Source organism: Pseudacidovorax sp. NFM-22, from assembly GCF_021401245.1.
Lineage (GTDB): Bacteria > Pseudomonadota > Gammaproteobacteria > Burkholderiales > Burkholderiaceae_C > Xenophilus.
The window spans coordinates 269131-295687 of record NZ_JACBFY010000005.1 but is presented as its reverse complement, the minus strand read 5'-3'; the positions used below and the strand labels follow the sequence as shown (position 1 = coordinate 295687).

Sequence of the window (26557 nt, the reverse complement as noted above, 5' to 3'; positions counted from 1 at the left end):
GGCTTCAGCGGTTCTTGTGCCAGACGTCGATGAACACGGCGGCCAGAAGCACCAGCCCCTTGATCACCTGCTGGTAGTCGATGCCGATGCCCATGATCGACATGCCGTTGTTCATCACGCCCATGACGAAGGCGCCGATCACCGCACCGGTGACCTTGCCCACGCCACCCGAGGCCGAGGCCCCGCCGATGAAGCAGGCCGCGATCACGTCCAGCTCGAAGCCCAGGCCGGCCTTGGGCGTGGCGGTGTTGAGCCGCGCCGCGAACACCAGGCCCGCCAGCGCCGCCAGCACGCCCATGTTGACGAAGGCATAGAAGCTCAGCCGCCGCGTGTCGATGCCCGACAGCCGTGCCGCCTTCTCGTTGCCGCCGAGGGCGTACACGCGTCGGCCCAGCACCGTGCGGCGGGTGACGAAGTCGAACAGCACGATCAGCACCGCCATCACCACCAGCACATTGGGCAGGCCGCGGTACGAGGCCATCATCCAGGCGAAGCCGATCAGCAGGCCTGCGAAGACCAGCGTCTTGGCCGCGAAGAACCCGGCCGGCTCGTCCACGATGCCATGCGCCTGCTGGCGTTGCCGCGATCGCCACCCGGCGACGGCGAAGACGGTGGCCATGGCCACGCCGATCAGCAGCGAGGTCAGCCGCAGGCCCTGGGTGCCGAAGGCATCGGGGATGAAGCCGGAACTCAGCCGCTGGAAGCTGTCGGGAAAGGGCCCCACCGATTGCCCCTGCAGCAGCGCCAGTGCCAGGCCCTTGAACACCAGCATGCCCGCCAGGGTGACGATGAAGGAGGGGATGCGCGCATAGGCGACGAACCAGCCCTGCGCCGCGCCGATGAGCGCGCCGCCCACCAGGCAGGCCAGCGCGGCCGGGATCACCGGCCAGTCGTGGTTGACCATCAGTACCGCCGCCAGCGCGCCGATGAAGCCGCTGACCGAGCCCACCGACAGGTCGATGTGGCCCGCCACGATCACCAGCAGCATGCCCAGCGCCATGATGACGATGTAGCTGTTCTGCAGCACCAGGTTGGTGAGGTTGAGCGGCTGCATCAGCGTGCCGTCGGTCAGCACCTGGAAGAGCACCATGATCGCGACCAGGCACACCAGCATGCCGTACTCGCGGAAGTTGTGACGCAGGAAGGCGGCGGTGGAAGGCGCCGGCGCGGCCGCCGGTGCGGCGGCGCGGGGGAGGGAGGCGGCGTTGTCGGTCATGCAAGGGCTTCCGTCTTGGCCACGGGCCCGCGCGCGGCGCCATGGCCGCGCACGATGGCGCCCATGATCCGCTCCTGCGTGGCCTCGGCCGTGGGCATCTCGGCGACGAAGCGGCCTTCGTTCATCACGTAGATGCGGTCGGTGATGCCCAGCAGCTCGGGCATCTCGGAGGAAATGACGATCACGCAGCGGCCCTGGGCCGCCAGCTCGGCGATGAGCGCGTAGATCTCGTACTTGGCGCCGACGTCGATGCCGCGCGTCGGCTCGTCGAGGATCAGCACCTTGGGCTCGGTGAACAGCCACTTGCCCAGCACCACCTTCTGCTGGTTGCCGCCCGAGAGGTTCAGCGTCTTCTGCAGCACGTCGGGCGTGCGGATGCGCATGGCGCGGCGAAAGCGCTCGGCCACGGCCGTGTCCTGCAGCGGATCGATCACGCCGGCGCGCGACACGCCCTTCAGGTGGGCGAGCGAGGTGTTGAAGCGGATGCTCTCGTCCAGCACCAGGCCGGCGCCCTTGCGGTCCTCGGTCACGTAGGCCAGGCCCTGGGCGATGGCCCTGCCCACCGTGCTCACATCGACTTCGCGGCCATCGATGCGCACCGTGCCGGCCACGCGCTGGCCCCAGCTGCGGCCGAACACGCTCATGGCGAACTCGGTGCGGCCAGCCCCCATCAAGCCGGCGATGCCCACCACCTCGCCGCGGCGCACGGTCAGGTTCAGGTCCTGCAGGAAGGGCCGCTCGGGCCGCTGCGGATGGTGCGCCTGCCAGCCGCTCACCTCGAATCCGACGGCGCCGATCTTCGGCATGCGCGGCGGGTAGCGGTCGGCCATGGCGCGGCCGACCATGGCGCGGATGACCTCGTTCTCATCCACTGGGCCGGCGCTGCAGTCGATCGTCTGCACGCTGCTGCCGTCGCGCAGCACCGTCACGGTGTCGGCCACGCGAGCGATCTCGTTGAGCTTGTGCGAGATCAGGATGCAGGTGATGCCCTGCGTGCGCAGCTCCATCAGCAGCTCGAGCAGGGCGGCGCTGTCGTTCTCATTGAGGCTGGCGGTGGGCTCGTCCAGGATCAGCAGGCGCACCTGCTTGGCCAGGGCCTTGGCGATCTCCACCAACTGCTGCTGGCCGATGCCCAGGTCGCCCACCGGCGTCTCGGGCGACATGCGCAGGCCCACCTTGGCCAGCAGCGCGCGGGTGCGGCGGTGCGCCTCGGTCCAGTCGATGACGCCGCCGCGCGCCACCTCGTTGCCCAGGAACAGGTTCTCGGCGATGGAGAGCATGGGCACCAGCGCCAGCTCCTGGTGGATGATGATGATGCCGGCGCGCTCGCTGTCGTGGATGCCGCCGAAGCGCTGCACCTGGCCGTCGTAGACGATCTCGCCCTCGTACTCGCCGTGCGGGTAGACGCCGCTCAGCACCTTCATCAGCGTGGACTTGCCCGCGCCGTTCTCGCCCACCAGGGCGTGGATCTTTCCGGCTTCGACACCCAGCTCCACCCGGTCCAGGGCCACGACCCCGGGAAAGGTCTTGCGGATGTGGCGCATCTCCAGCAGCAAGGTCATGGCAGGGTTGCCGGCGCTTTGCCCGGGGGGCGCAGCGCCGGCCTGGCTGTTACTTGAACTGCGCGGCCTTGTAGTAGCCGCTGCCCACGAGCACCTGTTCCCAGTTGCTCTTGTCCACGCTCACCGGCTTGAGCAGGTACGACGGCACCACCTTCACGCCGTTGTTGTAGGTCTTGGTGTCGTTGACCTGGGGCTGCTTGCCCGAGACCACGGCGTCGACCATGTCGGCCGTGACCTTGGCCAGCTCGCGCGTGTCCTTGAACACGGTGGAGGACTGCTCGCCGCGCAGGATCGACTTGACCGAAGGCACCTCGGCGTCCTGCCCGCTCACCACGGGGCAGGGCTGCTGCGCGGTGCAGTAGCCCACGCCCTTGAGCGACGAAAGGATGCCGATGGACAGCCCGTCGTACGGCGAGAGCACTGCATCGACGCGCGCGTTGCCGTAGAAGGCCGACAGCAGGTTGTCCATGCGGGCCTGTGCCACCGCGCCGTCCCAGCGCAGCGTGCCCACCTTGTCCATGCCCATCTGCTTGCTGCGCACCACCAGCTTGCCGCTGTCGATGTAGGGCTTGAGCACGCTCATCGCCCCGTCGTAGAAGAAGAAGGCGTTGTTGTCGTCGGGCGAGCCGCCGAACAGCTCGATGTTGAAGGGGCCTTTGCCCTGCTTGAGGCCCAGCTTGTCCACGATGGAGTTGGCCTGCAGCACGCCGACCTGGAAGTTGTCGAAGGTGGCGTAGTAGTCGACGTTTTTGCTGTTGCGAATCAGCCGGTCGTAGGCGATGACCTTGATGCCGCGGTCGGCCGCGTTCTGCAGCGCCTTGCCGAGCGTGGTGCCGTCGATGGAGGCCACCACCAGCACCTTGGCGCCGCGGGTGATCATGTTCTCGATCTGCGCCAGCTGGTTGGGAATGTCGTCCTCGGCGTACTGCAGGTCGGTCTTGTAGCCCCGGTCCTTCAGCACCTTGACCATGTTGTCGCCATCGGCGATCCAGCGTGCCGAGGACTTGGTCGGCATGGCGATGCCGATGAGGCCCTTGTCCTGGGCTTGCGCGAGTGGTGGCAGCAGGCTGGTGGCGGCCAGCGCTGCGCCGGCCACGAGGGTCTTGAGGAAGGTGCGCTTCATGTTGTTGTGCTCCCTCGAAGATCAGTACTTGCGCTTCGGGAACTCGGCAGCGGCCGTCTCCATGGGGAAGATGCCTTCCTCGGTGACGATGCGCTTGGCCACCGGCTTGCCCGCCACGATGTCCTTCACCGCCGTCATCAACTGCGGCCCCAGCAGCGGCGAGCATTCGACGGAGACGTTGAGCTTGCCGGCCATCATGGCCTCGAAGGCGCCCTTGACCGCGTCCACCGAGATGATGGTGATGTCCTTGGCGGGCTTCAGGCCCGCTTCCTCGATGGCCTGGATGGCGCCGATGGCCATGTCGTCGTTGTGCGCGTAGAGCACATTGATGCCGTTCTTGCCCTCGGCCTTCAGGAAGGCTTCCATCACCTCCTTGCCCTTGGCGCGGGTGAAGTCGCCGGTCTGCGAGCGCACGATCTTGAACTTGGGATCGGCCTTGATGATTTCCTCGAAGCCCTTCTTGCGGTCGATGGCGGGGGCCGAGCCCACGGTGCCCTGCAGCTCGACGATGCGGACTTCGCCCTTCTGGTCCTTCATCTTGTCCACCAGCCAGCGGCCGGCCTTGCGGCCCTCTTCGACGAAGTCAGAGCCCATGAAGGTGACGTAGAGCGAGGTGTCCTTGGTGTTGACGGCGCGGTCCGTCAGCACCACCGGGATCTTGGCGGCCTTGGCCTCGCGCAGCACGTTGTCCCAGCCGGTCTCGACCACCGGCGAGAAGGCGATCACGTCCACCTTCTGGGCGATGAAGGCGCGGATGGCCTTGATCTGGTTTTCCTGCTTCTGCTGCGCGTCGGAGAACTTGAGCTCGATGCCCCCCTCCTTGGCGGCCGACTTGATCGATTCCGTATTGGCGGTGCGCCATTCGCTTTCGGCGCCCACCTGGCTGAAGCCGAGCACGATCTTCTTCTGCGCCCAGGCGGCACTGGGCAGGGCCATGGCGAGGGGCAGGCCGGCGGCCAGGGCGACGAGCTGACGACGGGAGGGGCGCATGGGTTGTCTCCTGATGAAGGAATCGATGGTGTTGTGGGCGCCGTGCGGCGCACCCGCACCGCATCGAACGTGAAGGCAGTGTATGAAGCAAAAAAATATCCATCCAATGGTTTTTTGAAGAGAATGGATATCAATCGGAGCATTCGCACAAACCCTCGGCGCCGGCAGGCGACGCCGGCCACCTATCGATGAGCAACCCTTCCCCCTCCAACCCGCACTGGTTCCTGCGCGCCCGCCTCAAGACGCGGCAGCTGCTGCTGCTCACGGCCCTGGCCGACGAGGGCAACATCCACGCCGCCGCCCGCGCGCTCAACATCACGCAGCCGGCGGCCAGCAAGCTGCTCAAGGACCTGGAAGACGTGCTGGAGGTGCCGCTCTTCGAGCGCCTGCCGCGGGGCATGCGGCCCACCTGGTATGGCGAGACCATGATCCGCCACGCCCGCCAGGCGCTGGCCAGCCTCAACCAGGCACACGAGGAGCTCATGTCGCTCAAGGCCGGCCGCTACGGCCAGGTGGGCGTGGGCGCCATCACCTCGCCCGGCCTCGCGCTGCTGCCGCAGGCGGTGGCGGCGGTCAAGCGCGAGCAGCCCAGCCTGCGCGTGGTGCTGGAGATCGAGACCAGCCCGGTGCTGGTCGACTACCTGCGCCAGGGCCGGCTGGACATCCTGGTGGCGCGCATCTTTGCCGACGACGACAAGTCGAACCTGCGCTACGAGCCGCTGACGGGCGAGCCGGTGTGCGCGGTGGCGCGGCCGGGGCATCCGCTGTCGAGCGCGGCGGGGCTGACGCTGGGCGACGTGGCCACCCGGCCGTGGATCGTGCCGCCCGCAGGCAGCGTGCTGCGGCACCGCTTCGACCTGATGTTCCAGGAGGCCGGCCTGGCGCCGCCCTTCGACGTGGTGGAGACGGCGGCGCTGCTCTTCATCACCCGCATGCTGCAGCAGAGCGACATGCTGTGCGTCATGGCCACCGAGGTCGCGCGCTACTACGCCGGTCACGGCATCCTGAGCATCCTGCCGCTGGACATGCCCTGCCACATGGACGACTTCGGCCTCATCACCCGCACCGACCGGCAGCTGTCCCCGGGCGCCACGCTGCTGATGCAGGCGCTGCGCACCGCCTGCCGGCCCGTCTACGGCCTCAGCCCGTGACCCTGACTTGCGCCTCTCCCCTCTGGGGAGAGGTTGGGCGAGGGGCCGCGGGCGCTCGATCCGTCACGCGGTAGTCTCCGCTGACCATGCTCAAACCCAGCCTGCGTCCACCGTGAACTCCTGCGCCGTGCACATGCGCCCCGCGTCGCTGGCCAGGAAGGCCACCATGTGCGCGATGTCCTGTGGCGCCAGGCGGTCGGGCAGGCACTGGTTGCGGGCCAGTTCCTTCTCGCCCTCGGCATCGAGCCACAGCGCGATCTGCCGCTCGGTCATCACCCAGCCGGGCGAGACGGTGTTGATGCGGATGCGGTCCTGCCCCAGCGTGCGGGCCAGGCCGCGCGTCAGGCCGTTCACCGACGACTTGGCGATGGCATAGCAGGGATAGCCGCTGCCCTTGCCCTGCCAGCCGGTGGAGCCCAGGTTGACCACCGATCCGCCGCCCAGCCGGCGCATGCCGGGCACCACGGACTGGATCGCGAAGAAGGCCGGCCGCTCGTTGATGGCCATGCGCTCGTCGTAGTACTGCGGCGTCACCGATTCGAGCGTGTGCCGGTCGTCGCTGGCCACGTTGTTGACCAGCACATGGAAGTCGCCCAGTGCCGTGGCCGCGTCGGCGATGGCGGCCTGCAGCGCGGGCACGTCGCGCACGTCGCAGCGCCGCCACCAGGGCGCCGGCAGGCCTTCGGCCGCCAGCGATTCCGCCAGCGCCCGGCTGGGCGCCTCGGCGATGTCGATGAAGGCGACCTGCATGCCCTGGCGGGCCAGCTCGCCCACGATGGCGGCGCCGATGCCGCTGCCGCCCCCGGTGACGAAGGCGCGGCGGCCCTGAAGGCCCGGGTAGCGGGCCGAGCCGGCTTCGGCAGTGTTCGAAGATGGGATATTCATTTGTGTATCGAATGAGGCAAAGAAATCATGCAATGATCATCAATATGCCCGGCTAGCATCGATGGCGTCAAGACGAGACAAACGACGAGACAGACGCGACACCGCGTGATGAGGCTTCCTGCATGACTTCTTCCTTCTTGCCTGCCGCCAGCGGCGCGCCGCTGCATGCCGGCCGGGCGCAGTGCGTGCTCGATGCCCGCGCCCAGTTGGGCGAGGGCGCCCTGTGGTCGCCGCGCCGCCGGGCGTTGTGGTGGGTGGACATCCTGTCGCACCGCCTCTTCCGCTGGCGCCCGGCCGACGGCGAGGCCCTGTGCTGGCAGTTCGACGAAGAGGTCTCGGCCGTGGCCGAGCGGCGCGACGGCACCGGCCTGATGCTGGCGCTGCGCCGGGGCATGGCGCACTTCGATCCCGACGCACCGGGCTCGCGGCCGGTCTACCTGCACCGGCCCGAGGGCGAGCCGGCCAGCAACCGCTTCAACGACGGCCGCTGCGACCACCACGGCCGCTTCTGGGCCGGCAGCATGGACTTCGACGCCCGCCAGCCCACCGGCCACCTGTACTGCTATGACGAGGCGGGCCGCTGCGAGCGCCTGCTGCTCGGCCTGCGCGTGACCAACGGCCCCGCCTGGTCGCTGGACGGGCGGCGCATGTACGTGAACGACACGGTGGGCCGGCATGTGCTGGCCTGCGAGGTGGACCCGGCCAGTGGCCCGCGTGTGCCGCTGCGTCCCTGGCTGACCTTCTCTGCCGGTGACGGCCATCCCGACGGCATGACGGTCGACGCCGACGGCCGGCTGTGGATCGCACACTGGGGTGGCGGCTGCGTCAGCGCCCACGACCCCGACACGGGCGAGGAGCTGGACCGCATCGCCGTGCCCGCCAGCCAGGTCACGCACTGCGCCTTCGGCGGCGAGGACCTGCGCACGCTCTACATCACGACCGCCCGCGTGGGTCTGGACGATGTGGCCCTGCGCGGCGAGCCGCTGGCTGGTGGGCTTTTTGCCGTGCCGATGAACGTGGCCGGCCTGCCGGCCCATGCCTTTGGAGTTGCCGCATGAACGTCTCCGACATCGCCGGCTCGCCGGCATCGTCCCCCGATCCGGTCCAGGGTGCCGACAGCATGGCGCCCATGGCCGACGCCCAGGGCCGCCACTGGCTGCAGCATGCCGGCCAGCGGCTGGCGGTCGTGCCCTCGCGCGGCGGCGCCGTGGCCGCCTGGCAGTGGCTGCCGCCACAAGGGGCGCCGATGGACCTGTGGCGCCCCTGGGATGGCAGCGACGACCTCTACCGCCAGGCCTCCTTCGCGATGGTGCCGTGGTCCAACCGCATCGCGCAGGGCGGCTTCGAGGCGGCGGGCCGCTTCCATGCCATGCAGCCCAATCGCGTGGGCGAGCCCTATCCGATCCATGGCGATGGCTGGCTGCAGCCCTGGCAGCTGCGGCAGACGGGCCCAGGCGAGATCGAGATGACGCTGCAGTCCGACGGTTTCGGCGGCAGCCCCTACCGCTTCTTCGCACGGCAGGTGCTTCGGCTGCGCGAGCATGGCCTGGACCAACGGGTCGAGGTGCGCCACGAAGGCGACGAGCCGCTGCCCTACGGCCTGGGCCTGCATCCATGGTTCGTGCGCGCGACCGATACGCGCATCCATGCGGCGGTGCAGGGCGTGTGGCTGAGCGGGGCCGATCCCATCCCCACCGGCCGCAGCACCACGCTGCCGGCCGACTGGAACCTGCCAACCGGCATGCCGGCCCATGGCAGCTTCATCGACAACGCCTTCTTCGGCTGGGACGGCGTCGCCACGGTGCGCTGGCCCGCGTGGGGGCTGCAGGTGCAGCTGCGGCAGATCGAGCCGGCCGTGCACGGCGACGGCCACTGTCTGGTCTACCGGCTGCCGCACGGCGAGGCCTTCTGCCTGGAGCCGATCACCCATCCCATCGACGCTTTCCACCTGCCGGGACAGGAGGGCCTGCGGCTGTTGCGCAAGGGCGAGTCCATGCGCTTGTCGGTCGCGTGGAACGTGCTGCCGGACGGGGCCTGACCGAAAGAGCCGGCCCGCGCGCAGCCGCGCCTGGCGGCCCTGTGCCTTGTCGGCGCCGCGCAGCTGCTGAGGTGGCTGCCGTCGTCCCGTTGTCCGATGCGGGCGGTTGAACTTTGCCGACTTGCGCGCGGCAAGGGGGCGGCTAGGCTCCGCTGCGCAAGAAGTCGTCCACCCGTCACCATCCGTCCGCCATGACAACCACAAGAACGCGCCTGTTCGCCGGCCTCGCCGGCGCCCTGCTCATCGCTCCCACGCTTGCCTTGGCCGATCCGCCCCACGGTCGCGGCCATGGCAAGGGCCATGGTCCCGGCCACAAGGAGACCTACTGGGACGGCCCCTGCAAGATCGAGCGCAAGTGGAAGAAGAACGGCGACTTCGACGAGAAGCGCAAATGCAAGGACGGCGGACCTGTGGGTTACCGCCCGGCGCCCGCGCCGGCCTATGTGCCCGTGCCGGTGCCCGTCTACCCGGCGCCGCGCGAGCCCGGAGTGGTCATCCAGGGCACCGTACGGCTGCCCTGAGCGCCATCGTTCTTCCGGAAGGCGCGGCCCCTGCTCAGGCGGCGCCGGCGCCGCGCGGCAGCCTCGCCTTGCCGTAGCTGCGGTAGCGGTCGCGCACCGTCGCCATCTCCGCCGCGTCCAGCACCACGGGGGCGCCCAGTTGGGCGCTCATCCAGTACTGGCGCGCCAGCGTCTCCAGCTTGGCCGCATTGGCGACGGCCTTCTCGATGGAGACCGCATGGCAGATCATTCCGTGGTTGGCCAGCAGGCAGGCCGTGTGGCCGGCCAGCGCGTCGACCGCCGATTGCGCCAGGGCGTCGGTGCCGAAGGTGGCGTACTTGGCACAAGGCACCCCGTCGCCGCCGAAGCCCGCCAGCATGTAGTGGAAGGCGGGGAGCGGCCGGCGCTGGGCCGACAGGGCCACGCAGGCGTCCGAATGGGTATGCACCACCGCCAGGGCCTGCGGATAGTGCCGGTAGATGGCGGTGTGCATGGACCATTCGCTGGACGGAATGCCCGGCGAGCGGTTCTCGCCATCCATGGTGATCGAGACGATGGCCTGCGCGTCGATGCTGTGGGCATCCGCGCCGGAAGGGCTGATCAGCGCGCCGCCGTCGAAGCGGCAGCTGATGTTGCCGGCGCTGCCCGTGTTGAGGCCGAGTTCGGCCAGACGGCGGTAGCCGTCGGCCAGGGCCTGGCGAAGGGCGTCTTCGGAGATCGGGGTGTCGAGGGGAGTCGTCATCGGATCGGCTTTCTTCTGAAGGGGTGGAGGTCGGTACGGGACGGCGGATGGCATGGGGCCTATCCGCCGGAGGCCATGCCCTGGAGCATGGGCAGCAGCATGTCGACGGGCCCCAGCTTGCCGGACTTGAGGCACAGCGCGAGCCGGCCCTCGCCGGGGTCGTCGGTCACCGCGCGGGCCACGCCGGGGCCCTCGTAGGCGCCCACGGTGAGGCGGGTGACGGCCAGGTGCCGGAGCACGGCGCCGGAGGTCTCGCCGCCGGAGATGACGAAGCGCCGCACGCCCGCATCGCGCAGGCGCAGCGCCAGGCGGCCCAGCACCTCCTCGGCCAGTGCGGCGGCGCCCAGCTTGCCCGCGCGGGCCTGCACACGTTCGACTTCGGCCGCCTCGGCCGAAGTGGCAATGGCCACCGGGCCCGCCGCGAGCAGGGGCAGCGCCCAGGCAAGGGCCTCGCCCACCACGTCGGCGCCTTCCAGCGCGCGGACCATGTCGATCCAGAGCACCGGGCGTTGCTGGCCGAAGGCGCGCAGCTGCTCGATGGAGCGGCCGGCGCAACTGCCGGCCAGGACGACCGCGGGGCCTTCCACGGCCGGCAGCGCCGGGTCGGCCGGGGCGGACGTCAGCCAGCCGTTGCGGCGCCAGTGCGCGGGGTAGTAGGCGCCGATCGACGAATTGCCCGTCATCAGCGGCCAGTCCCAGGTCAGGGCCGCGAGCGCTGCCAGGTCGTCCGGCTCGGCGGCATCGGCGATGGCGAAGCCCACGCCCGCGGCCTGCAGCTGCGCCACATGCGCGCGCATCGCCGCCAGCCCGGCATGCACCACCTGCTGGGGCAGCAGCCCCACCTTCGTTGCCGTCTGGCGCTGCAGCGTGCGCACGAGGCTGGGGTCGAGCATGGGCGTGAGCGGATCGAAGCGCTTGGGCGACTCCGAGATCAGCATGTCGTCCGCGAACAGGTGGCCCTGGAACACGCGGCGGCCCGCCTCCGGAAAGGAGGGGCAGAAGGCCGTGAAGCGCGCCCCCGTCATCTCGCGCAGCAGGTCGGCGCAGGGGCCGATGTTGCCGGCGTCGGTGGAGTCGAAGGTGGCGCAGTACTTGAAGAAGAGCTGCCGGGCGCCGCGCGCCTGCAGCGCCCGGGCGCCGTCGGCAAAGGCCCGCACCGCGTCCTGCGCCGGCACCACGCGCGTCTTGCCGGCGATGACGGCCGCCTCGATGTCGGCGGGCAGCGCGTCCAGTTCGGCCGGATGCGTCACGAAGCCGCAGCGCACCCCTTGGGCCACGAGCATGGCGGCGAGCTCCATGCCGCCGGTCAGGTCATCGGCGAGGGCGCCGAACAGAAGGGCCATTCAAGTCTCCTTGCGTTGGAAAAAAGCGCCCGCGGCGTCCAGGGGCTATCGCGTTACATGAAACATGATATATCCTACGGCCGAAATCGACGACCACCCAAGGCTTCTTTCCATGTCTTCCGAAACCTCCAGCGCCACCGTCGGCGAGCGCGACCAACTTCTGCGCCAGCGCGCCCTCAAGGTGGTGCCGGGCGGCATGACCGGGCACCTGAACGCGGCCCAGCTGCCCGCGGGCTATCCGCAGTACTTCGCCCGCGGCCAGGGGTGCCGGCTGTGGGACGTCGATGGCCGCGAGTACATTGACTTCATGTGCAGCTGGGGCCCCAACCTGCTGGGCCATGCCCATCCGCAGGTGGACGAGGCGGCCCGCCGCCAGCAGGCGCTGGGCGACTGCTTCAACGGCCCGACGGAGCGCTTCGTCGAGCTGGCCGAGCGCTTCGTGGCCCGCACCGCGCATGCGGACTGGGCGCTGTTCCAGAAGAACGGCACCGACGCCACCACCATCTGCCTGATGGTGGCGCGCGCCGCCACCGGCAAGCGCAAGGTGCTGGTGGCCACCAAGGCCTACCACGGCGCCGACCCGTGGTGCACGCCGGTGCCGGTGGGCATCACGGCCGAGGACCGGGCGCACCTCATCCACTACACCTACAACGACACGGCGAGCCTGGACGCGGCTGTGGCCAAGGCCGGCGACGACCTGGCCGCCATCGTGTGCGCCGCCTTCAAGCATGACCTGGGCGTCGACCAGGAGCTGCCCACCCCCACATTCGCACGCCATGCCCGCCAGCTGTGCGACAAGGCCGGGGCGGCCCTGATCGTGGACGAGGTGCGGGCCGGGATGCGCGTGCATGCGGGCGGCAGCTGGGAGACGGTGGGCGTGCGGCCCGACCTGTGCGCCTGGAGCAAGTCCATCGCCAACGGCTACGCCCTCGCTGCCGTCACCGGCGTGGACAGCCTGCGCGATGCGGCCACCCGCATCTATGCGACGGGCTCCTTCTGGTCGGGCGGCGTGGCCATGGCGGCCAGCCTGGCCACGCTGGACGTGGCCGATGCGCAGGATGTGGTCGGCCACGTGCAGGCCATGGGCCAGCGCCTGCGCGACGGCATCGCGGCCCAGGCCGCCAGCCACGGCATGCCGGTGCGCCAGTCCGGCCCCGCCGCGCTGCCGCTGATCCTGTTCGAGGACGATCCGGCCTTCGAGAAGGGCTCGGCCTTCACCGTCGAGGCCCTGCGCCGCGGGGTCTACCTGCATCCCCGCCACAACATGTTCCTCTCGCTCGCGCACACCGAGGCCGACATCGACCAGGCACTCGAGGCCACCGACGCCGCCTTCGCCGCCGTGTCCCGGCGCTTCGGGTCCCGATGACGCGGCCGAGCGCGCCGCCCCCCTCCACGATTGCAGGAGAGATGCAGATGGCATCCGCCCCCCGTCCCACGCCCGCCGGCACGGCCGACTACGTCGGCGGCGCCTCCATCGAGATCACGCGGCTGGCCAAGCGCTTCGGCGCCGTCCGTGCCGTGGACGATGTCTCGCTGCATGTCCGGCCGGGTGAGTTCCTGGCGCTGCTGGGCCCCAGCGGCTCCGGCAAGACCTCGATCCTGATGAGCATCGCCGGCTTCGAGCTGCCCGACGCCGGCCAGATCGCCATCGACGGCCGCGACGTGACCTACCTGCCGGCCAACCACCGCAACCTGGGCATGGTGTTCCAGAAGTACACGCTGTTCCCGCACCTGACGGTGCTGGACAACGTGGCCTTCGGCCTCAAGATGCGCGGTGTGGCCAAGCCCGAGCGCCACCGGCTCGCCGAGCAGGCGCTGGCCACCGTGCGGCTCGCGGGCCTGGGCGACCGCATGCCCGCGCAACTGTCGGGCGGCCAGCAGCAACGCGTGGCCCTGGCCCGCGCCATCGTCTACCGGCCCAAGGTGCTGCTGATGGACGAGCCGCTCAGCGCGCTCGACAAGAACCTGCGCGAGGAGATGCAGCTGGAGATCAAGCGCCTGCAGTCGCAGTTGGGCATCACCGTGGTCTTCGTGACGCACGACCAGGGCGAGGCGCTGACCATGGCCGACCGCGTCGCCATACTCAACCAGGGCCGCATCCAGCAGCTGGACGAACCCAAGGCACTGTACGAACGGCCGCGCAACCGCTTCGTCGCCGGCTTCATCGGCGAGACCAACTTCATCCCCGTCGGCGTGGGGCCGCTGCGCGGCGAGGCGGCCACGGTGCAGCTGCCGGGCGGCGCGCACCCCTGCGAGGTGGACGCGCAGGCGCTGGTCGGCCTGGGCGCCGCGGGCGGGCAGGGCGTGGCGGCGCTGCGGCCGGAGCAGATCGCGCTGGTGAATCCCGAAGACCCGTCGGCCCTGCGGGCCCGCGTGGCCGGCGTGATCTACAGCGGCTCCACCGTGCTGTGCATCGCCAACCTGGACGACGGCACCGAGCTGCGCGCGCGCCTGTCCGACCCCAGCCGCGTCAGCGTGCAGGCCGGCGACCAGGTCGGCCTGCGCTGGGCGCCCGAGGCGCTGCGCGTGTATGGCGACGAGGTGGCGGCAGCATGAGCGCCGTCGCCCCTTCGGTGGCCGCGGCCGCCCTGGCACCACCGTCGCCGCTGCGCCGCCTGTGGCTGGGCGGCCGGCAGCTCAGTGGCGGCTGGACGGCGCTGCTGCTCGCGCCCTTCTTCGCGCTGCTGCTGGTGGTCTTCGTCTATCCGCTGCTGAGCCTGCTGTCGCTGAGCGTGCTGGAGCCGCACCCGACGCTGGACAACTATGCGCGCGTGTTCGACAACCCCGTCTATCTGCGTGTGATGGTGCGCACCGGCTGGATCAGCCTGCTCACCACCGCGCTGGCGCTGGTGCTGGGCTTTCCCATCGCCTACATGATGACGCGCGTGAAAGGCGCGGTCGCCCTGCTGCTGACGGCCTGCGTGCTGCTGCCGCTGTGGTCCAGCGTGCTGGTGCGCACGGCGGCCTGGATCGTGCTGCTGCGCCGCGACGGCATCGTCAACAACGCCCTGCAGTGGCTGGGCCTGACCGGGGCGCCCATGAAGCTGCTCTACACCGAGGGCGCCGTGGTGCTGGCTATGGCCCATGTACTGCTGCCCTTCCTGATCCTGCCGATCTACTCGGCGCTCAAGAACATTCCCGACGACTACATGCGGGCGGCGGCCATGCTGGGCGCCAACCGCCGGCGCGCCTTCTTCGAGGTGCTGCTGCCCATGAGCCGGGCCGGCATCTGGAGCGGCTGCCTGATGGTCTTCCTCTCGGCGCTGGGCTTCTTCGTCACGCCCGCGCTGGTGGGCAGCCCGCAGGAGCTGATGATCGCCACGCTGGTGTCGCAGCAGGTGCGCGAGATGCTCGACTGGCCCTTCGCTGCCGCGCTGATCGGTGTGCTGATGGTGGTCGTCGCCAGCCTGACGATGGTCTTCAACAAGGCCGTGAGCTTCAACCGTCTGATGGGAGGCGGCGCATGACCGACACCCCGAGCGTCCCGCCGGCCCGCCGCAACCGGGCGCCCTTCGACCTGGGCAGCCTCTCGCTGCGCGTCTACGTGTGGCTGGTGGTGCTGTTCATCATGCTGCCCACGCTGATCATCGTGCCGATGTCCTTCAGCCCGGCGGACTACCTCGAGTTCCCGCCGCGCGGCTTCACGCTGCACTGGTACGAGGAGTTCTTCGCCGATCCCCAGTGGCAGCGCGCCGCCCTGTTGAGCCTGCGCGTGGCGGCGCTCACCATGGTCTGCTCGGTGGTGATCGGCACCATGGTGGCGTATGCCATCGTGCGCGGTGCCGCGCGCCTGCGTTCGGCCACGCAGCTCATGGTGATCGGCCCGGTGATCGCGCCGCACATCGCGGTAGCGGTGGCCTGTTACCTGTTCTACCAGCGCCTGGGCGTGGTGGGCACGATGACCGGCTTCGTGGCCGCGCACACCGTGCTGGCGCTGCCCTTCGTGGTCTTCACCGTCTCGGCGGCGCTGTCGCGCGTGGACCCCGACCTGGAGTCGGCCGCGATGAGCTGCGGCGCGAGCCGGTTGCGCGCCTTCTTCCTGGTGACGCTGCCGCTGATCGTGCCGGGCCTGCTGAGCGGGGCGCTGTTCGCGTTCATCATCTCCTTCGACGAACCGGTGGTGTCCTTCTTCGTCTCCAGCGTGCGCCAGCGCACGCTGCCGCGCCGGATGTTCGAGGACATCGAGCAGAACCTCACGCCGGTCATTCCCGCCATCGCGACGCTGCTGACCCTGCTGTCGATCGCGGTGCTCGTCGCCGCCGCGCTGCTGCGCGTGCTGGAGGCCCGGCGGCGCAGCCGCTGAGCGCCAGTCCTCTCTTTCTTTCCCTGGTCTTCACTCGCAAGGAGTTCGTGATGATGAATTGGCTCGATCCACGCAAGGGCGCCCGCGCGCTCGTCCTCGGCGGCGTTGCCCTGCTCGGTGCCGCCGGCGCCTCGGCGCAGGCCCTCGAGAAGGAACTGGTGATCGCCACCACCGGCGGTCTGATCGAGAAGGCGCTGGTGCAGTCCTTCTACACGCCCTTCTCCAAGGCCAAGGGCGTGGACGTGATCCCTGCCGCCATCGAGGTGCCCGACCAGTGGGCCAAGGTGCAGGCCATGTCGCGCAGCGGCGGCATGGAGTTCGACATCGTCACCGCCACGCCGCCCGACCTGGTGCAGAAGAAGGACCTGCTGCAGCCCATCGACTGCAGCAAGCTGCCCAGCGTGACGGCCAACGGCGTCAAGGGCGCCTGCACGCCCTATGGCGTGATGCGCACCGTGGGCGGCATGCAGATCGGCTACAACACCGACGTCTTCAAGGACGGCAAGGGCCCCCGGACCTGGGCCGACTTCTGGGACACCGCCAAATTCCCCGGCCCGCGCGGCCTGCCCGACACCGGCGACCGCGAATGGTGGGTGCCCGTGGCCGCCCTGCTGGCCGATGGCGTGGCGCCCGACAAGCTTTTCCCGCTCGACCTGGACCGCGCCTACAAGAAGCTCGACAAGCTGCGCCCCAGCATCGCCGTGTGGTGGAAGAGCGGCGACCAGCTCCAGCAGACCATGCGCAGCAAGGAGGTGGTCATGACCATGGGCTATTCGGGCCGCCTGATCTCGCTGATCAACGCCAAGGTGCCGCTGGCCGTGTCGTGGGACGGCGCCATCCGCGACGTGGGCTACATGGCCATTCCCAAGGGGGCGCCGCACCCCAAGGCCGCCATGGCCTACCTGGACTTCTTCTACAGCCTGCCGCCCGAGCAGCACGTGAAGTTCGTCGATGCCGTCAGCTACGACACCGGCAACGCCAAGACCGCCAACCTGTTCCCGCCCGAGCGCCGCGCCATGCTGGCGACCTCGGCCGAGAACTTCGACAAGCTGATCGTGGCCGACTACGAATGGATCGGCAACAACCGCCAGATGCTGCGCGACCGCTGGATCGCCTGGCTGGGCCGCTGAGTCGCAAGGCCGGGCAGGCGGTGCGCAGCGGCCCCGATACTCGCTGCGCCGCCGCCCCGGCGGCTCCCTTCGCAGCCCCACAGAGATGAACATGTCCACCCCTGGTCTCAACGTCGTCGGCCGAACCAACCTCGCCAGCCAGATCTACGAAAGCCTGCGCGAGAAGCTCATGTCCGCGGTCTTCCAGCCCGGGCAGCGGCTCAAGATCCGCGAACTGGCCAAGGAGATCGGCACCAGCGAGACGCCCGTGCGCGAGGCCCTGATCCAGCTGGTGCGCGACCGCGCCCTGGAGATGAAGGAAGGCTATTTCATCCGCGTGCGGCAGCTGAGCCTGGCCGAGTACCTGGAGTTGCGCGACATCCGGCTGGCGCTGGAACCGCTGGCCGCCGAGCGGGCCATCCCGCTGCTCGACGATGCCGCGATCCGGCAGCTGACCGAGTCGCACCGCCTGCTGATGCGGGCGGAAAAGACGCGCGACTACCGCGCCGCGCTGCAGCACAACTTCGACTTCCACTTCGGCATCTACCGCCGCTCTGGCATGCCGCAGCTCACCGAGTTGCTCGACCGCATCTGGGTGCAGGTGGGCCCGATGCTGAACTTTCTGTACCCGCACGGCCATCCCAGCTACGACGCCGAGCACCAGCACATGAACGTCCTCAAGGGCCTGCAGGCCCGCAACGTGGCCCTGGTCACGCAGGCCATCCGCGACGACCTGGTCGAGGGCGGACGCAATTTCGTGAAGGTGCTCACCGAGATCGACCACAACCCCGAGCGCGCGGCCGAACTGCTGGCGCTTCGCAACCAGCCGGCGCCGCCCGGCAAGACACCGCCCTGACCATGATGGACCACACCAGCGACCCCCAGGCCGCGCGCTATGTGCTGGACCCGAGCCGCACCGAGCTCGCCAGCGAGTTCCGCCGCAACATCCGAGGCCCCCACAGCGAAGAGCTGCGCAAGCTGCTGCACCGCATGCGCTGGGGCGCCTTTCCGGGTCGCTACCTGCTGCTGACGGTCGAGCCCGGCCGCCGCTGGGCGCTGGCGCAGATGCCCGACGAGCGCGGGCAGAAGGTGAAGGTCTTCCACGACGTGGTCTTCGAGTCGCTGGACGAGGCCGAGTGGCATGTCTTCAAGCTGCGCTGGCAGGCACTCGCCGGCACTGCGCTTGACATCGACTGAGCGCCCCCCGCGCACCGCATTCCATCACCATGACCTTCCCCATCGAGACCAACGCCTTCGTCGGCTATCCCGACCAACTCAGCGTGCGCGCGGGCGAGCGCATCCGCTTCCACCTCAGCAGCGCGCAGCAGACGCAGGCCGACGTGAAGTTCGTGCGCGTGCGCTGCGCCGATGCCGACGCCACCGGCCCGGGCATCAAGTACCAGGAGATGGCGTCGCCGCTCGACGGCCTGCATGCGGTGGCGCACCGCGAGGTGCCCTGCGGTTCCTTCCTGCATGTGCCGGAGGACGCGCGCCTGGCGCCCGACGGGGCCTTCACCTTCGGCGCCTACATCTGGCCCACGCGCCTGACCGACACGCCCCAGACCGTGGTGGCCCGCTGGTGCGACGACACCAGCCGCGGCTATGCACTGCAGGTGAGCCGCGCCGGCGTCGGCCTTCGCGTGGGAAGCGATGCGGGCAGCATCGTGTTGGGCACGGGTGTCGCGCTGGAGCAGCGGCGCTGGTACTGGGTGCAGGCCAGCCTGGACCCGGCCACCGGCGAGCTGCAGGTGCTGCAGATTCGCCTGGCCGAAGGCGCCCTGCCCGAGCAACGCCACGAGGCGCGTCGCACGGCCCCGGCCCCCTGGCAGGTCGACGCGCAGTGCGCGTTGACGGTCGGCGCGCACCTGCGCACCCGCACGGGCACCCTGTGCGCGGGCCACTACGACGGCAAGATCGAAGGTCCCCGTCTCGTGCTGGGCCGCATGGAGGCCGACGCGCTGCGCCGCTGCGACGAGGCGCCCCGGCCCGGCCAGGCCGATGCGCAGCTGGTGGCGTGCTGGGACTTCTCGCAGGGCATCGAGACGCTGGACGTGCCGGACATCTCGGCCAACCGCCTGCACGGCCGTTTGCACCAGCTGCCCTGTCGCGCCATGACGGGCGTGCGCTGGACGGGCGACGTGCACGACTGGCGCGCCGCGCCGCAGCAGTACGGCGCCATCCACTTCCACAGCGACGACATCTACGACTGCGAATGGCCGGCCACGCTGGCGCTGGACGTGCCGCGCAGTTGGAAGTCCGGCTTCTACGCCCTGCGCCTGCGCCCGCCGGGGCAGGGCGGCGCGCGCGCCGCGGACGATGCCGAGACCTTCATCACCTTCTTCATCACGCCCGCGGCCGATGCGGCGCGGGCACCCCTGGCGGTGCTGGCGGCCAGCATGACCTACATGGCCTATGCCAACAGTGCGCTGCGGCTGCATGCCGTGCACTTCGAGGTGCTGACCGAGCGGCTGCTGATGCTGACGGGCGACGACGTCTACCTGCAGGAGCATCCGGAGGTGGGTCAGTCCACCTACGACCACCACATCGACGGCAGCGGCCGGGCCTACAGCTCCTGGCTGCGGCCGGTGCTGAACATGCGCCCCCGCTCCACGCCCGGCAACCTCGCCATCGACAGCCACTTCCTGGACTGGCTGGAAGAGAAGGGCATCGACTACGACGTCATCACCGACGTCGAACTGGACCGCCAGGGGCCCGGCGCGCTGGCCGGCTACCGCACGCTCGCCACGCTGTCGCATCCCGAGTACTACAGCGAGGCCATGATGAACGGCATCATGGCCTTCCAGAACGCGGGTGGCCGCCACCTGGCCCTGGGCGCCAACGGCTTTTACTGGCGTTGTGCCTTCCATCCGCAGGCGCCCGCCGCGGTGGAAGTGCGCCGCGGCATGGCCGGCACCCGCACCTGGGAATCGCAACCCGGCGAGGTGCACCTGGCCGGCACCGGCGAGCCCGGGGCGCTGTGGCGCCACAGCGGCTTCGCGCCGCAGAAGCTGATCGGCGTGGGCTTCGCGGCCATGGTCTACGACCATGCCGGCTACTACCTGCTGACGCCCGATGCGGCCAACCCGCGTGTGGCCTTCGCGGTCGAGGGCATCGCGCCCAGCGAGCGCATCGGCGACTACGGCGTGCGCATCGGCGGGGCCGTGGGCATCGAGATCGACCGCTTCGACGTCGGCCTGGGCTCGCCGCCGCATGCGGTGATGCTGGCGACCTCGCACGGCCTGGGGCCGGGCGCGCTGCCCACGCCCGAGGAGTACCGCACCACGGTGCACGGCCTGGACGGCGAGCAGAACGCGCTGGTGCGGGCGGACATGGTGTTCTTCGAGACGGCCAACGGCGGTGCGGTCTTCGCGACGGGGTCGATCTCGTACGTGCTCTCGCTCAGCCACAACGGCTACGACAACAACATCAGCCGCATCACGGGCAATGTGCTGCAGCGCTTCCTGGACCCGGCGCCCTTCGAGGTGCCGGCATGAGTGCCCGCCCGGCCCTTGCTCAGGACAGCAGCGACGCGGGTGCCGCCGCCGCTCGCGCAGTGACGGCGTCGGGTGCCGATCCGCGCTGGCAGGCGGCAGGCCGGCTGGCCCTGCCCACCCACGAGCTGCGCGAGGTGGCCCGCCTGCTGCGCCGCCAGGTGGTGCAACTGGTGCGCCGCCATGGCCAGGGCTATGTGCAGCAGGGCCTGGGCGCGGCCGAGCTGTTCGCGAGCCTCTACTTCCACGAGGCGGCCATCGATCCGGCCGAGCCGCGCTGGCCGCGGCGCGACCGCTGCATCCTTTCCACCGCCCACAACTCGGCGCTCTTCCATGCGGCGCTGGCGCTGCGCGGGATGATTCCCGAGGCCGACCTGGCGGGCTACGTGGTGGACGGCTCCGCGCTGGAGATCAATGTTTCCGAGCGCTTGGGGCCCGTGGTCGAAGGCACCTTCGGCTCGCTGGGGCAGGGCGTCTCGGCCGCGGCCGGCATGGCGCTGGCCTCGCGGCTGTCGGGCGTGGACTGGCGGGTCAACGTCATCCTCGGCGACGGCGAACTCGAAGAGGGCCAGGTGTGGGAGGCCGCGATGTTCGCGGGCTCCCAGAAGCTGGGCAACCTGTGCGTGATCCTCGACCTGAACTGGATGCAGGTGGAGGGCCACACCGACCAGGTGCTGCGGCTCGCGCCCATCGCCGACAAGTGGCGGGCCTTCGGCTGGCAGGCCATCGAGGTCGACGGCCATGACCTGGATGCGCTGGTCGCGGCCTTCGGTCTGGCCCGCGCCAACCGGGCGCAGCCCACCATCCTGATCGCCACCACCGTGCCGGGCAAGGGCGTGCGTGCGCTGGAGGGGGTGATCAGCCACAACGCGAAGCTGCCTGCCGATCTGGCCGATGCGGCCCTGGCCGAACTGGAGGCCCGCCATGGGTGATGCCAACCTTTCCCCGTCGGCGCAGGCGGATGCCGTCGTGGTCGACGACTTCACGCAGGGCGGCGCGCATGCCGTCGCGCCGGCCGCAAGCGCCACGGCCACCAGTCCGGCCGCCGTGCCACGCTACTACGGCGAGACGCTGCTGGCCCTGGCGCGCGAGCGCGGCCACATCGTGGCGCTGTCGGCCGACCTGAGCAGCTCCACCGAGACCGACCTGTTCCGCGATGCGCTGCCCGAGCGCTTCATCAATGCCGGCATCGCCGAGGCCAACATGGTCGGCGTGGCGGGCGGACTGGCGCGCTGCGGCCTGCAGGCCTGGGTCCACACCTTCTGCGTCTTCGCCACGCGGCGGCCCTACGACCAGGTGGCCATGCAGGTGGCTTACCCGAAGGCGGACGTGAAGATCGTGGGCTTCCTGCCCGGGCTCGCCACCATCCTGGGCGTGAGCCATCAGGCCATCGACGACATCGCGCTGATGCGGGCCCTGCCGAACATGACGGTGATCGAGCCGGCCGGACCGGCCCAGGTGCCCGCCGCCGTCCGTGCGGCGGCCGACCACAAGGGACCCGTCTACCTGCGCCTGCTGCGCGCCAGCCAGGCCCTGCCTGCGGGCACGCCCTGGATGCCGTTGCGCATCGGCGAGATCCAGCCGCTGGAGGCCGCAGAGGGCGAGGTGCTGCTGATCGCCAGCGGCCTGATGGTCGAGGTGGCGCTGGCCGCCGCCGCGCGCCTGCGGGCCGGGGGGGTGGGCGTGGCCGTGGCCAACGCCCACACGCTCAAGCCCTTCGACGAGGACTTCGTGCGTGCGCAGGCCCGGCAGCGCCGGCTGATCGTGACGCTGGAGAACCATTCGGTGATCGGCGGGCTGGGCTCGGCCGTCGCCGAGGCGATGGCGGAGGCTGGCGGCGGCGCGCGCCTGCTGCGCCTGGGCGTGCGCGACCAGTTCGCGCAGGGCGCCTCGATGCCCTGGCTGTTCGAGCGCCATGGCCTCACGCCGCCGGCGGTGGCCGAGGCGGTGCGCCGTGCGCTGGCCGCAGGAGACGCGCGTTGAGCGCCGCCCTGCGCATCACCGGCCGCACCGGCATCCTGTTCATCCTGGCCGATCCGGTCGCGCATGTGGTCGGCTCGGACCGGCTCAACGCGCGCTTTGCAGCAGAGGGGCTGGACATGGCGGTGTCGCCGCTGCATGTGCAGCCGAAGGACCTGGCGACCGTCATCGGCACGCTGCGCCTGCTGCAGAACGTGCAGGGCTTCGGCGTGACCATTCCGCACAAGATCGCGGTGATGCCGCTGCTGGATGCGGTCACGCCGCGTGCGCGCCTGATCGGCGCGGTCAACTTCGTCCGCCGCGATCCCGACGGCCGCCTCACGGGCGACAACCTCGACGGTCAGGGCTTCGTGGACGGCCTGGCGGCCAGCGGCATCGGCCTGGCCGGCCGCCGCGTGCTGCAGCTGGGCGCGGGCGGTGCAGGCCGTGCGGTGGCCTTCGCCGTCGCCGAGGCGGGCGCGAGCGCGCTCGTCATCCACAACCGCACGGCGGCGCGCGCGCAGGCGCTGGCCGAGGCGGTGGGCGCGGCCTGGCCGGGCTGTGCGGCCGCGTCGGGGCCGGACGATCCGCGTGGATTCGACGTGGTGATCAACACCACCTCGATGGGCATGCACGAGGGCGATCCGCTGCCCATGGACGTCGGTCGGCTCGCCGCTTCCACCGATGTGGCCGAGATCATCATGACGCCCGCGCTCACGCCGCTGCTGGTGGCGGCGCAGGCCCGCGGCTGCCGGATCTCGCTCGGCACCTCGATGCTCGATGCGCAGTACGGCCTGGTGAAGCAGCTGCTGGGCATTCCGAGCTGAACCGGATGGGGTGGCGGCTCGATCGATGGGGTAACGACGACCGCAACTACCCCGATGCCATGCCGCGAGCGAGCGGGGCGCCGCTCGCGCCGAGCGCCTGGGCGGCCGTCAGACCCGCCCGCTGACCGGGATCGCCGCGCCGTGGATCGCGCGCGCCGCATCGGAGGCCAGGAAGGCGATCACCTCTGCCAGGGCCTGGGGCGTCACCCACCGGCCGAAGTCGGCCTCGGGCATGGACCGCCGGTTGTCCGGCGTGTCGATGATCGAGGGCAGCACGCAGTTGACCCGGATGCCCTGGTCCTTCAGTTCCGCCGACATCGATTCGGTCAGGCGGATCAGCGCGCTCTTGGACGCACTGTAGGCACCCATCTGCGCACCGCCGCGGGCGGCCGCGCCGGCGCCCACCGTCACGATCTGGCCGCCGCCCTGCGCGAGCAGCAGCGGCACGGTGGCCGCGGCCACGTGCAGCAGCGAGCGGGCGTTGAGGTCCATCAGGAGGTCCCAGGTCGCGGCGCTGGTCTCGTGCACCGCCTCGCCCATGCGGAAGCCGCCGGCGATGTGGCAGACCGTGTGCAGGCCGCCCATCTGCGCGGTGGCTTCGCCGATGCGCTGCACGACCTGCGTGCGGTCGGCGAGGTCGACCGTCACATGGCGCAGGTCCTCGCCATCGGGCAGCACGCCGCGGTGACGGTCCAGCAGGATGAGCCGCGCGCCCTGGTCGAGGAAGGCCTGCGCGACGGCGCGGCCCAGCTGGCCGGACGCGCCGGTGATCAGCACGATCTTCCGGGCGGGGGAGGGGGTCGTCATGGACTGGGGTTCCTTCAGGCCGCGCCCGCGTTGCGGCGCGCCGCGTGGTAGTGGCCGCGGCCGCGCGTGAGCACCGTGTCGCCGGGCAGCACGTCGCCCGGTTCATGCTCGGGCGCACCGGCCAGGCGCTGGTAGAGCGGCGCGAAGTCGATGCGGGCCAGCTCCAGCAGCTCGTCAAGGTGGCCCAGCACGAAGTAGGTTTCCTGGAAGTCGTCGATGCGGTAGTGCGTCTGCATCACGCGCGCCAGCTCGAAGCGGACGCGGTTGGGCGAGTCGGACTCGACCGCGAAGCGCGTCTCGCTGAAGGATGACGCGATGCCCGCGCCATAGATGCGCAGGCCGTCGCTCTGCTGCACCAGGCCGAACTCCACCGTGTACCAGTACACCCGGGCCAGCTTCTCCAGCATGCCCAGGCGGTTGGCCTTGAGGCCGCCTTCGCCGTAGGCCTGGATGTAGTCGGCGATCACCGGGTTCATCAGCATCGGCACGTGGCCGAACACGTCATGGAAGACGTCGGGCTCTTCCAGGTAGTCCAACTCGTGCGGCTTGCGGATGAACTGGCCGGCCGGAAAGCGGCGGTTGGCCAAGTGCTCGAAGAACACGTCGTCGGGCACCAGGCCTGGCACGGCCACCACCTCCCAGCCGGTGCGCTGGCGCAGCACCTTGGACATCTGTTCGAAGTCGGGAATCTGCTCGGGGCCGATGGGCAGGTCCTGCATGCCGCGGATGAATTCGTCGCAGGCGCGGCCGGGCAGCAGCCGGCTCTGGCGTTCGAAGAGCGTGCGCCACACGCCGTGCTCTTCGGCGGTGTAGCGGCCCCAGTCCTGGTCGATGGTCCAGTCGGGTCGGGCCGGGGCGTGGCCCGTCCCCGCCGCCAGGCCATGCTTGGCCGGCGCGGTGTTGGAGGTCTGCAGCATGGAGGGCTCCTAGGTGGAGGAGGCGGGGGCGCGTGCGCCCAGGGCGGTGGCCAGCCGGTCCATCAGGCCGGCCATCTCGATGTCCTTGGTCGACAGGCCGTTGGCATCGTGCGTGGTCAGGGTGACCTGCACGCGGTTGTAGACGTTGAACCACTCGGGATGGTGGTTCATGCGTTCCGCATGCAGGGCCACCTGGGCCATGAAGCCGAAGGCGGCCACGAAATCGGCGAAGACGAATTCGCGCACGATCAGGCCGCCGCGATCCGGCGCATGGCGCCAGTGCGGCAGCGCCTGGAGCTGCGCGGTCAATGCCTCGCCGTCGAGCCGGGCGGGCGCTGCGCTCACGCGGCTTCCTTCTCGGCGGCCTTGTCGTCCACCTTCAGCACGCCGCGGTTGATCTGGTCGCGCTCCAGCGACTCGAACAGGGCCTTGAAGTTGCCCTCGCCGAAGCCTTCGCGATAGTCGCCCTTGCGCTCGATGAATTCGAAGAAGACCGGGCCCAGCGTGGGCTCCGAGAAGATCTGCAGCAGCAGGCGCGGCTGGCCGCCTTCGGTGGTGCCGTCCAGCAGGATGCCGCGGGCCTGCAGTTCGCCCACGGGTTGGCCGTGACCGGGCAGGCGCTTGTCCAGGTTCTGGTAGTAGATGTCGTTGGGCGCCGTCAGCAGCGGCACGCCGGCCATCTGCAGCCGGTCGATGGACTCGAGCAGGTTGTCCGTGAGCAGGGCGATGTGCTGGATGCCTTCGCCGTTGAACTGCATCAGGAATTCCTCGATCTGGCCGCCGCCCTGGCGCGACTCCTCGTTCAGCGGAATGCGCACCAGGCCGTCCGGTGCGGTCATGGCCTTGGAGGTCAGGCCGGTGTACTCGCCGCTGATGTCGAAGTAGCGGATCTCGCGGAAGTTGAAGAGCTTGCTGTAGAAGTCCGCCCAGTAGCTCATGCGGCCGCGGTAGACGTTGTGCGTCAGGTGGTCCACCACCTGGAAGCCGTGGCCTTGCGGATGGCGCTCGACGCCGGGCAGGAATTCGAAGTCGATGTCGTAGATGGACTTGCCGTCCTCGTAGCGGTCGATCAGGTACAGCGGCGCGCCGCCGATGCCCTTGATGGCCGGCAGGCGCAGCTCCATGGGACCGGTGGCGATCTCGACGGGCTGGGCGCCCAGCTCCAGGGCGCGCTTGTAGGCGTGGTGCGAGTCCTTCACGCGGAAGGCGAGGCCGCAGGCCGAGGGGCCGTGCTCGGCGGCGAAGTAGGCGGCCGGGCTGCGCGGCTCGCGGTTGACGATGAAGTTGATGCCGCCCTGGCGGTAGAGCAGCACGTCCTTGGAGCGGTGCTTGGCCACCAGCGTGAAGCCCATCTTCTCGAACAGCGGCTCCAGGACATTCGGCGTGGGCGAGGCGAATTCGACGAATTCGAAGCCGCACAGGCCCATGGGGTTGTCGAAGAGGTCGGACATCGTTGGCTCCAGAGTCGTAGGGATGGTCGTAAAGGCTCTACTGTAGGCAGAGGGCCGCGCACATATCCTGCAACTTCTGGATCGAATTCGACGGGGATCAACGATATCCTGCGGATGTTGAGGTAGGGATGCGTGTCTGGAGC

26 protein-coding genes are annotated in these 26557 nt (G+C 70.1%); 15 read left to right on the top strand and 11 right to left on the bottom strand.

What is annotated here, in order from left to right:
* Positions 1-4: 4 nt before the first annotated feature.
* Genes mmsB through L0984_RS18945 form a run of 4 tightly spaced genes read right to left on the bottom strand, consistent with a single transcriptional unit; the run spans position 5 to position 4891 of the window.
* Positions 5-1216 (bottom strand): multiple monosaccharide ABC transporter permease, encoded by a 1212-nt coding sequence (gene mmsB, locus L0984_RS18960; protein ID WP_234195374.1) that lies wholly within the window; start codon positions 1214-1216, stop codon positions 5-7.
* Positions 1213-2772, bottom strand: coding sequence for a multiple monosaccharide ABC transporter ATP-binding protein (gene mmsA, locus L0984_RS18955; RefSeq protein ID WP_305079918.1), 1560 nt, complete (start codon positions 2770-2772; stop codon positions 1213-1215). Before mmsA ends, mmsB begins: the two co-directional genes overlap by 4 nt.
* Positions 2773-2827: 55 nt before the next feature.
* Positions 2828-3901, bottom strand: coding sequence for a multiple monosaccharide ABC transporter substrate-binding protein (gene chvE / locus L0984_RS18950; protein WP_234195370.1), 1074 nt, complete (start codon positions 3899-3901; stop codon positions 2828-2830).
* A gap of 21 nt (positions 3902-3922) precedes the next feature.
* Positions 3923-4891, bottom strand: a complete 969-nt coding sequence (locus tag L0984_RS18945) for an ABC transporter substrate-binding protein (protein WP_234195368.1) — start codon at positions 4889-4891, stop codon at positions 3923-3925.
* 188 nt (positions 4892-5079) lie between these two features.
* Between L0984_RS18945 and L0984_RS18940 the strand changes: the two genes are divergently transcribed.
* Positions 5080-6042, top strand: coding sequence for a LysR family transcriptional regulator (locus L0984_RS18940; protein WP_234195366.1), 963 nt, complete (start codon positions 5080-5082; stop codon positions 6040-6042).
* 90 nt (positions 6043-6132) lie between these two features.
* On the opposite strand, the gene L0984_RS18935 is transcribed toward L0984_RS18940, so the two are convergent.
* A complete protein-coding gene (locus tag L0984_RS18935) occupies positions 6133-6927 on the bottom strand; it encodes an SDR family NAD(P)-dependent oxidoreductase (protein ID WP_234195364.1) in 795 nt (264 codons plus the stop codon).
* A 122-nt stretch (positions 6928-7049) separates the two neighbouring features.
* Between L0984_RS18935 and L0984_RS18930 the strand changes: the two genes are divergently transcribed.
* The 3 genes from L0984_RS18930 (at position 7050) to L0984_RS18920 (ending at position 9486) form a co-directional block, all read left to right on the top strand.
* Positions 7050-7985, top strand: coding sequence for an SMP-30/gluconolactonase/LRE family protein (locus L0984_RS18930; RefSeq protein ID WP_234195363.1), 936 nt, complete (start codon positions 7050-7052; stop codon positions 7983-7985).
* Positions 7982-8965: an aldose 1-epimerase gene (locus tag L0984_RS18925; RefSeq protein ID WP_370646077.1), complete on the top strand. Its 984-nt coding sequence runs from the start codon at positions 7982-7984 to the stop codon at positions 8963-8965. Before L0984_RS18930 ends, L0984_RS18925 begins: the two co-directional genes overlap by 4 nt.
* A 191-nt stretch (positions 8966-9156) precedes the next feature.
* Positions 9157-9486 carry a hypothetical protein gene (locus L0984_RS18920; protein ID WP_234195361.1) on the top strand — a complete coding sequence of 110 codons (330 nt, stop codon included), beginning with the start codon at positions 9157-9159 and terminating at the stop codon, positions 9484-9486.
* Positions 9487-9520: 34 nt separating this feature from the next.
* Here L0984_RS18920 and L0984_RS18915 read toward each other — a convergent pair whose 3' ends face one another.
* Together L0984_RS18915 and otnK are read right to left on the bottom strand one after the other, a co-directional pair.
* Positions 9521-10207, bottom strand: coding sequence for a class II aldolase/adducin family protein (locus L0984_RS18915; protein WP_234195359.1), 687 nt, complete (start codon positions 10205-10207; stop codon positions 9521-9523).
* Positions 10208-10266: 59 nt separating this feature from the next.
* Complete coding sequence (gene otnK, locus L0984_RS18910; protein WP_234195356.1) at positions 10267-11550, bottom strand: 3-oxo-tetronate kinase; 1284 nt, start codon at positions 11548-11550, stop codon at positions 10267-10269.
* Between the two features lie 112 nt (positions 11551-11662).
* Here otnK and L0984_RS18905 point away from each other — a divergent pair, with 112 nt between their 5' ends.
* From L0984_RS18905 to L0984_RS18855, 11 genes are all read left to right on the top strand, one after another.
* Complete coding sequence (locus tag L0984_RS18905) at positions 11663-12916, top strand: aminotransferase class III-fold pyridoxal phosphate-dependent enzyme (RefSeq protein ID WP_234195354.1); 1254 nt, start codon at positions 11663-11665, stop codon at positions 12914-12916.
* A 47-nt stretch (positions 12917-12963) separates the two neighbouring features.
* Complete coding sequence (locus L0984_RS18900) at positions 12964-14106, top strand: ABC transporter ATP-binding protein (protein WP_234195353.1); 1143 nt, start codon at positions 12964-12966, stop codon at positions 14104-14106.
* A complete protein-coding gene (locus L0984_RS18895) occupies positions 14103-15017 on the top strand; it encodes an ABC transporter permease (protein ID WP_234195351.1) in 915 nt (304 codons plus the stop codon). Before L0984_RS18900 ends, L0984_RS18895 begins: the two co-directional genes overlap by 4 nt.
* Positions 15014-15853, top strand: a complete 840-nt coding sequence (locus L0984_RS18890) for an ABC transporter permease (RefSeq protein ID WP_234195349.1) — start codon at positions 15014-15016, stop codon at positions 15851-15853. Before L0984_RS18895 ends, L0984_RS18890 begins: the two co-directional genes overlap by 4 nt.
* 50 nt (positions 15854-15903) lie before the next feature.
* On the top strand, positions 15904-16983 hold the full coding sequence (locus L0984_RS18885) for an ABC transporter substrate-binding protein (RefSeq protein ID WP_234195346.1): 1080 nt from the start codon (positions 15904-15906) through the stop codon (positions 16981-16983).
* Between the two features lie 91 nt (positions 16984-17074).
* Positions 17075-17818, top strand: a complete 744-nt coding sequence (locus L0984_RS18880) for a GntR family transcriptional regulator (protein WP_234195344.1) — start codon at positions 17075-17077, stop codon at positions 17816-17818.
* Between the two features lie 2 nt (positions 17819-17820).
* Positions 17821-18159: a DUF3137 domain-containing protein gene (locus L0984_RS18875; protein ID WP_234195342.1), complete on the top strand. Its 339-nt coding sequence runs from the start codon at positions 17821-17823 to the stop codon at positions 18157-18159.
* Between the two features lie 29 nt (positions 18160-18188).
* A complete protein-coding gene (locus tag L0984_RS18870; RefSeq protein WP_234195340.1) occupies positions 18189-20456 on the top strand; it encodes a N,N-dimethylformamidase beta subunit family domain-containing protein in 2268 nt (755 codons plus the stop codon).
* A complete protein-coding gene (locus L0984_RS18865; RefSeq protein ID WP_234195338.1) occupies positions 20453-21385 on the top strand; it encodes a transketolase in 933 nt (310 codons plus the stop codon). Before L0984_RS18870 ends, L0984_RS18865 begins: the two co-directional genes overlap by 4 nt.
* Positions 21378-22436: a transketolase family protein gene (locus tag L0984_RS18860; RefSeq protein ID WP_234195336.1), complete on the top strand. Its 1059-nt coding sequence runs from the start codon at positions 21378-21380 to the stop codon at positions 22434-22436. The genes L0984_RS18865 and L0984_RS18860 overlap by 8 nt, the downstream gene beginning before the upstream one ends.
* Positions 22433-23239, top strand: a complete 807-nt coding sequence (locus tag L0984_RS18855) for a shikimate dehydrogenase family protein (RefSeq protein WP_234195334.1) — start codon at positions 22433-22435, stop codon at positions 23237-23239. The genes L0984_RS18860 and L0984_RS18855 overlap by 4 nt, the downstream gene beginning before the upstream one ends.
* Positions 23240-23347: 108 nt before the next feature.
* Here L0984_RS18855 and L0984_RS18850 read toward each other — a convergent pair whose 3' ends face one another.
* The 4 genes from L0984_RS18850 to hppD are packed head-to-tail and all read right to left on the bottom strand — an operon-like array spanning position 23348 to position 26414.
* Complete coding sequence (locus L0984_RS18850; protein WP_234195331.1) at positions 23348-24046, bottom strand: SDR family oxidoreductase; 699 nt, start codon at positions 24044-24046, stop codon at positions 23348-23350.
* Between the two features lie 14 nt (positions 24047-24060).
* Positions 24061-24963, bottom strand: coding sequence for a phenylalanine 4-monooxygenase (gene phhA / locus L0984_RS18845; RefSeq protein WP_234195330.1), 903 nt, complete (start codon positions 24961-24963; stop codon positions 24061-24063).
* Positions 24964-24972: 9 nt separating this feature from the next.
* Positions 24973-25308 carry a 4a-hydroxytetrahydrobiopterin dehydratase gene (locus tag L0984_RS18840; RefSeq protein ID WP_370646076.1) on the bottom strand — a complete coding sequence of 112 codons (336 nt, stop codon included), beginning with the start codon at positions 25306-25308 and terminating at the stop codon, positions 24973-24975.
* The gene (gene hppD, locus L0984_RS18835) at positions 25305-26414 is read right to left on the bottom strand and encodes a 4-hydroxyphenylpyruvate dioxygenase (RefSeq protein ID WP_234195329.1); all 1110 of its coding nucleotides are present in this window, start codon (positions 26412-26414) and stop codon (positions 25305-25307) included. Before hppD ends, L0984_RS18840 begins: the two co-directional genes overlap by 4 nt.
* Between the last annotated feature and the right edge of the window lie 143 nt (positions 26415-26557).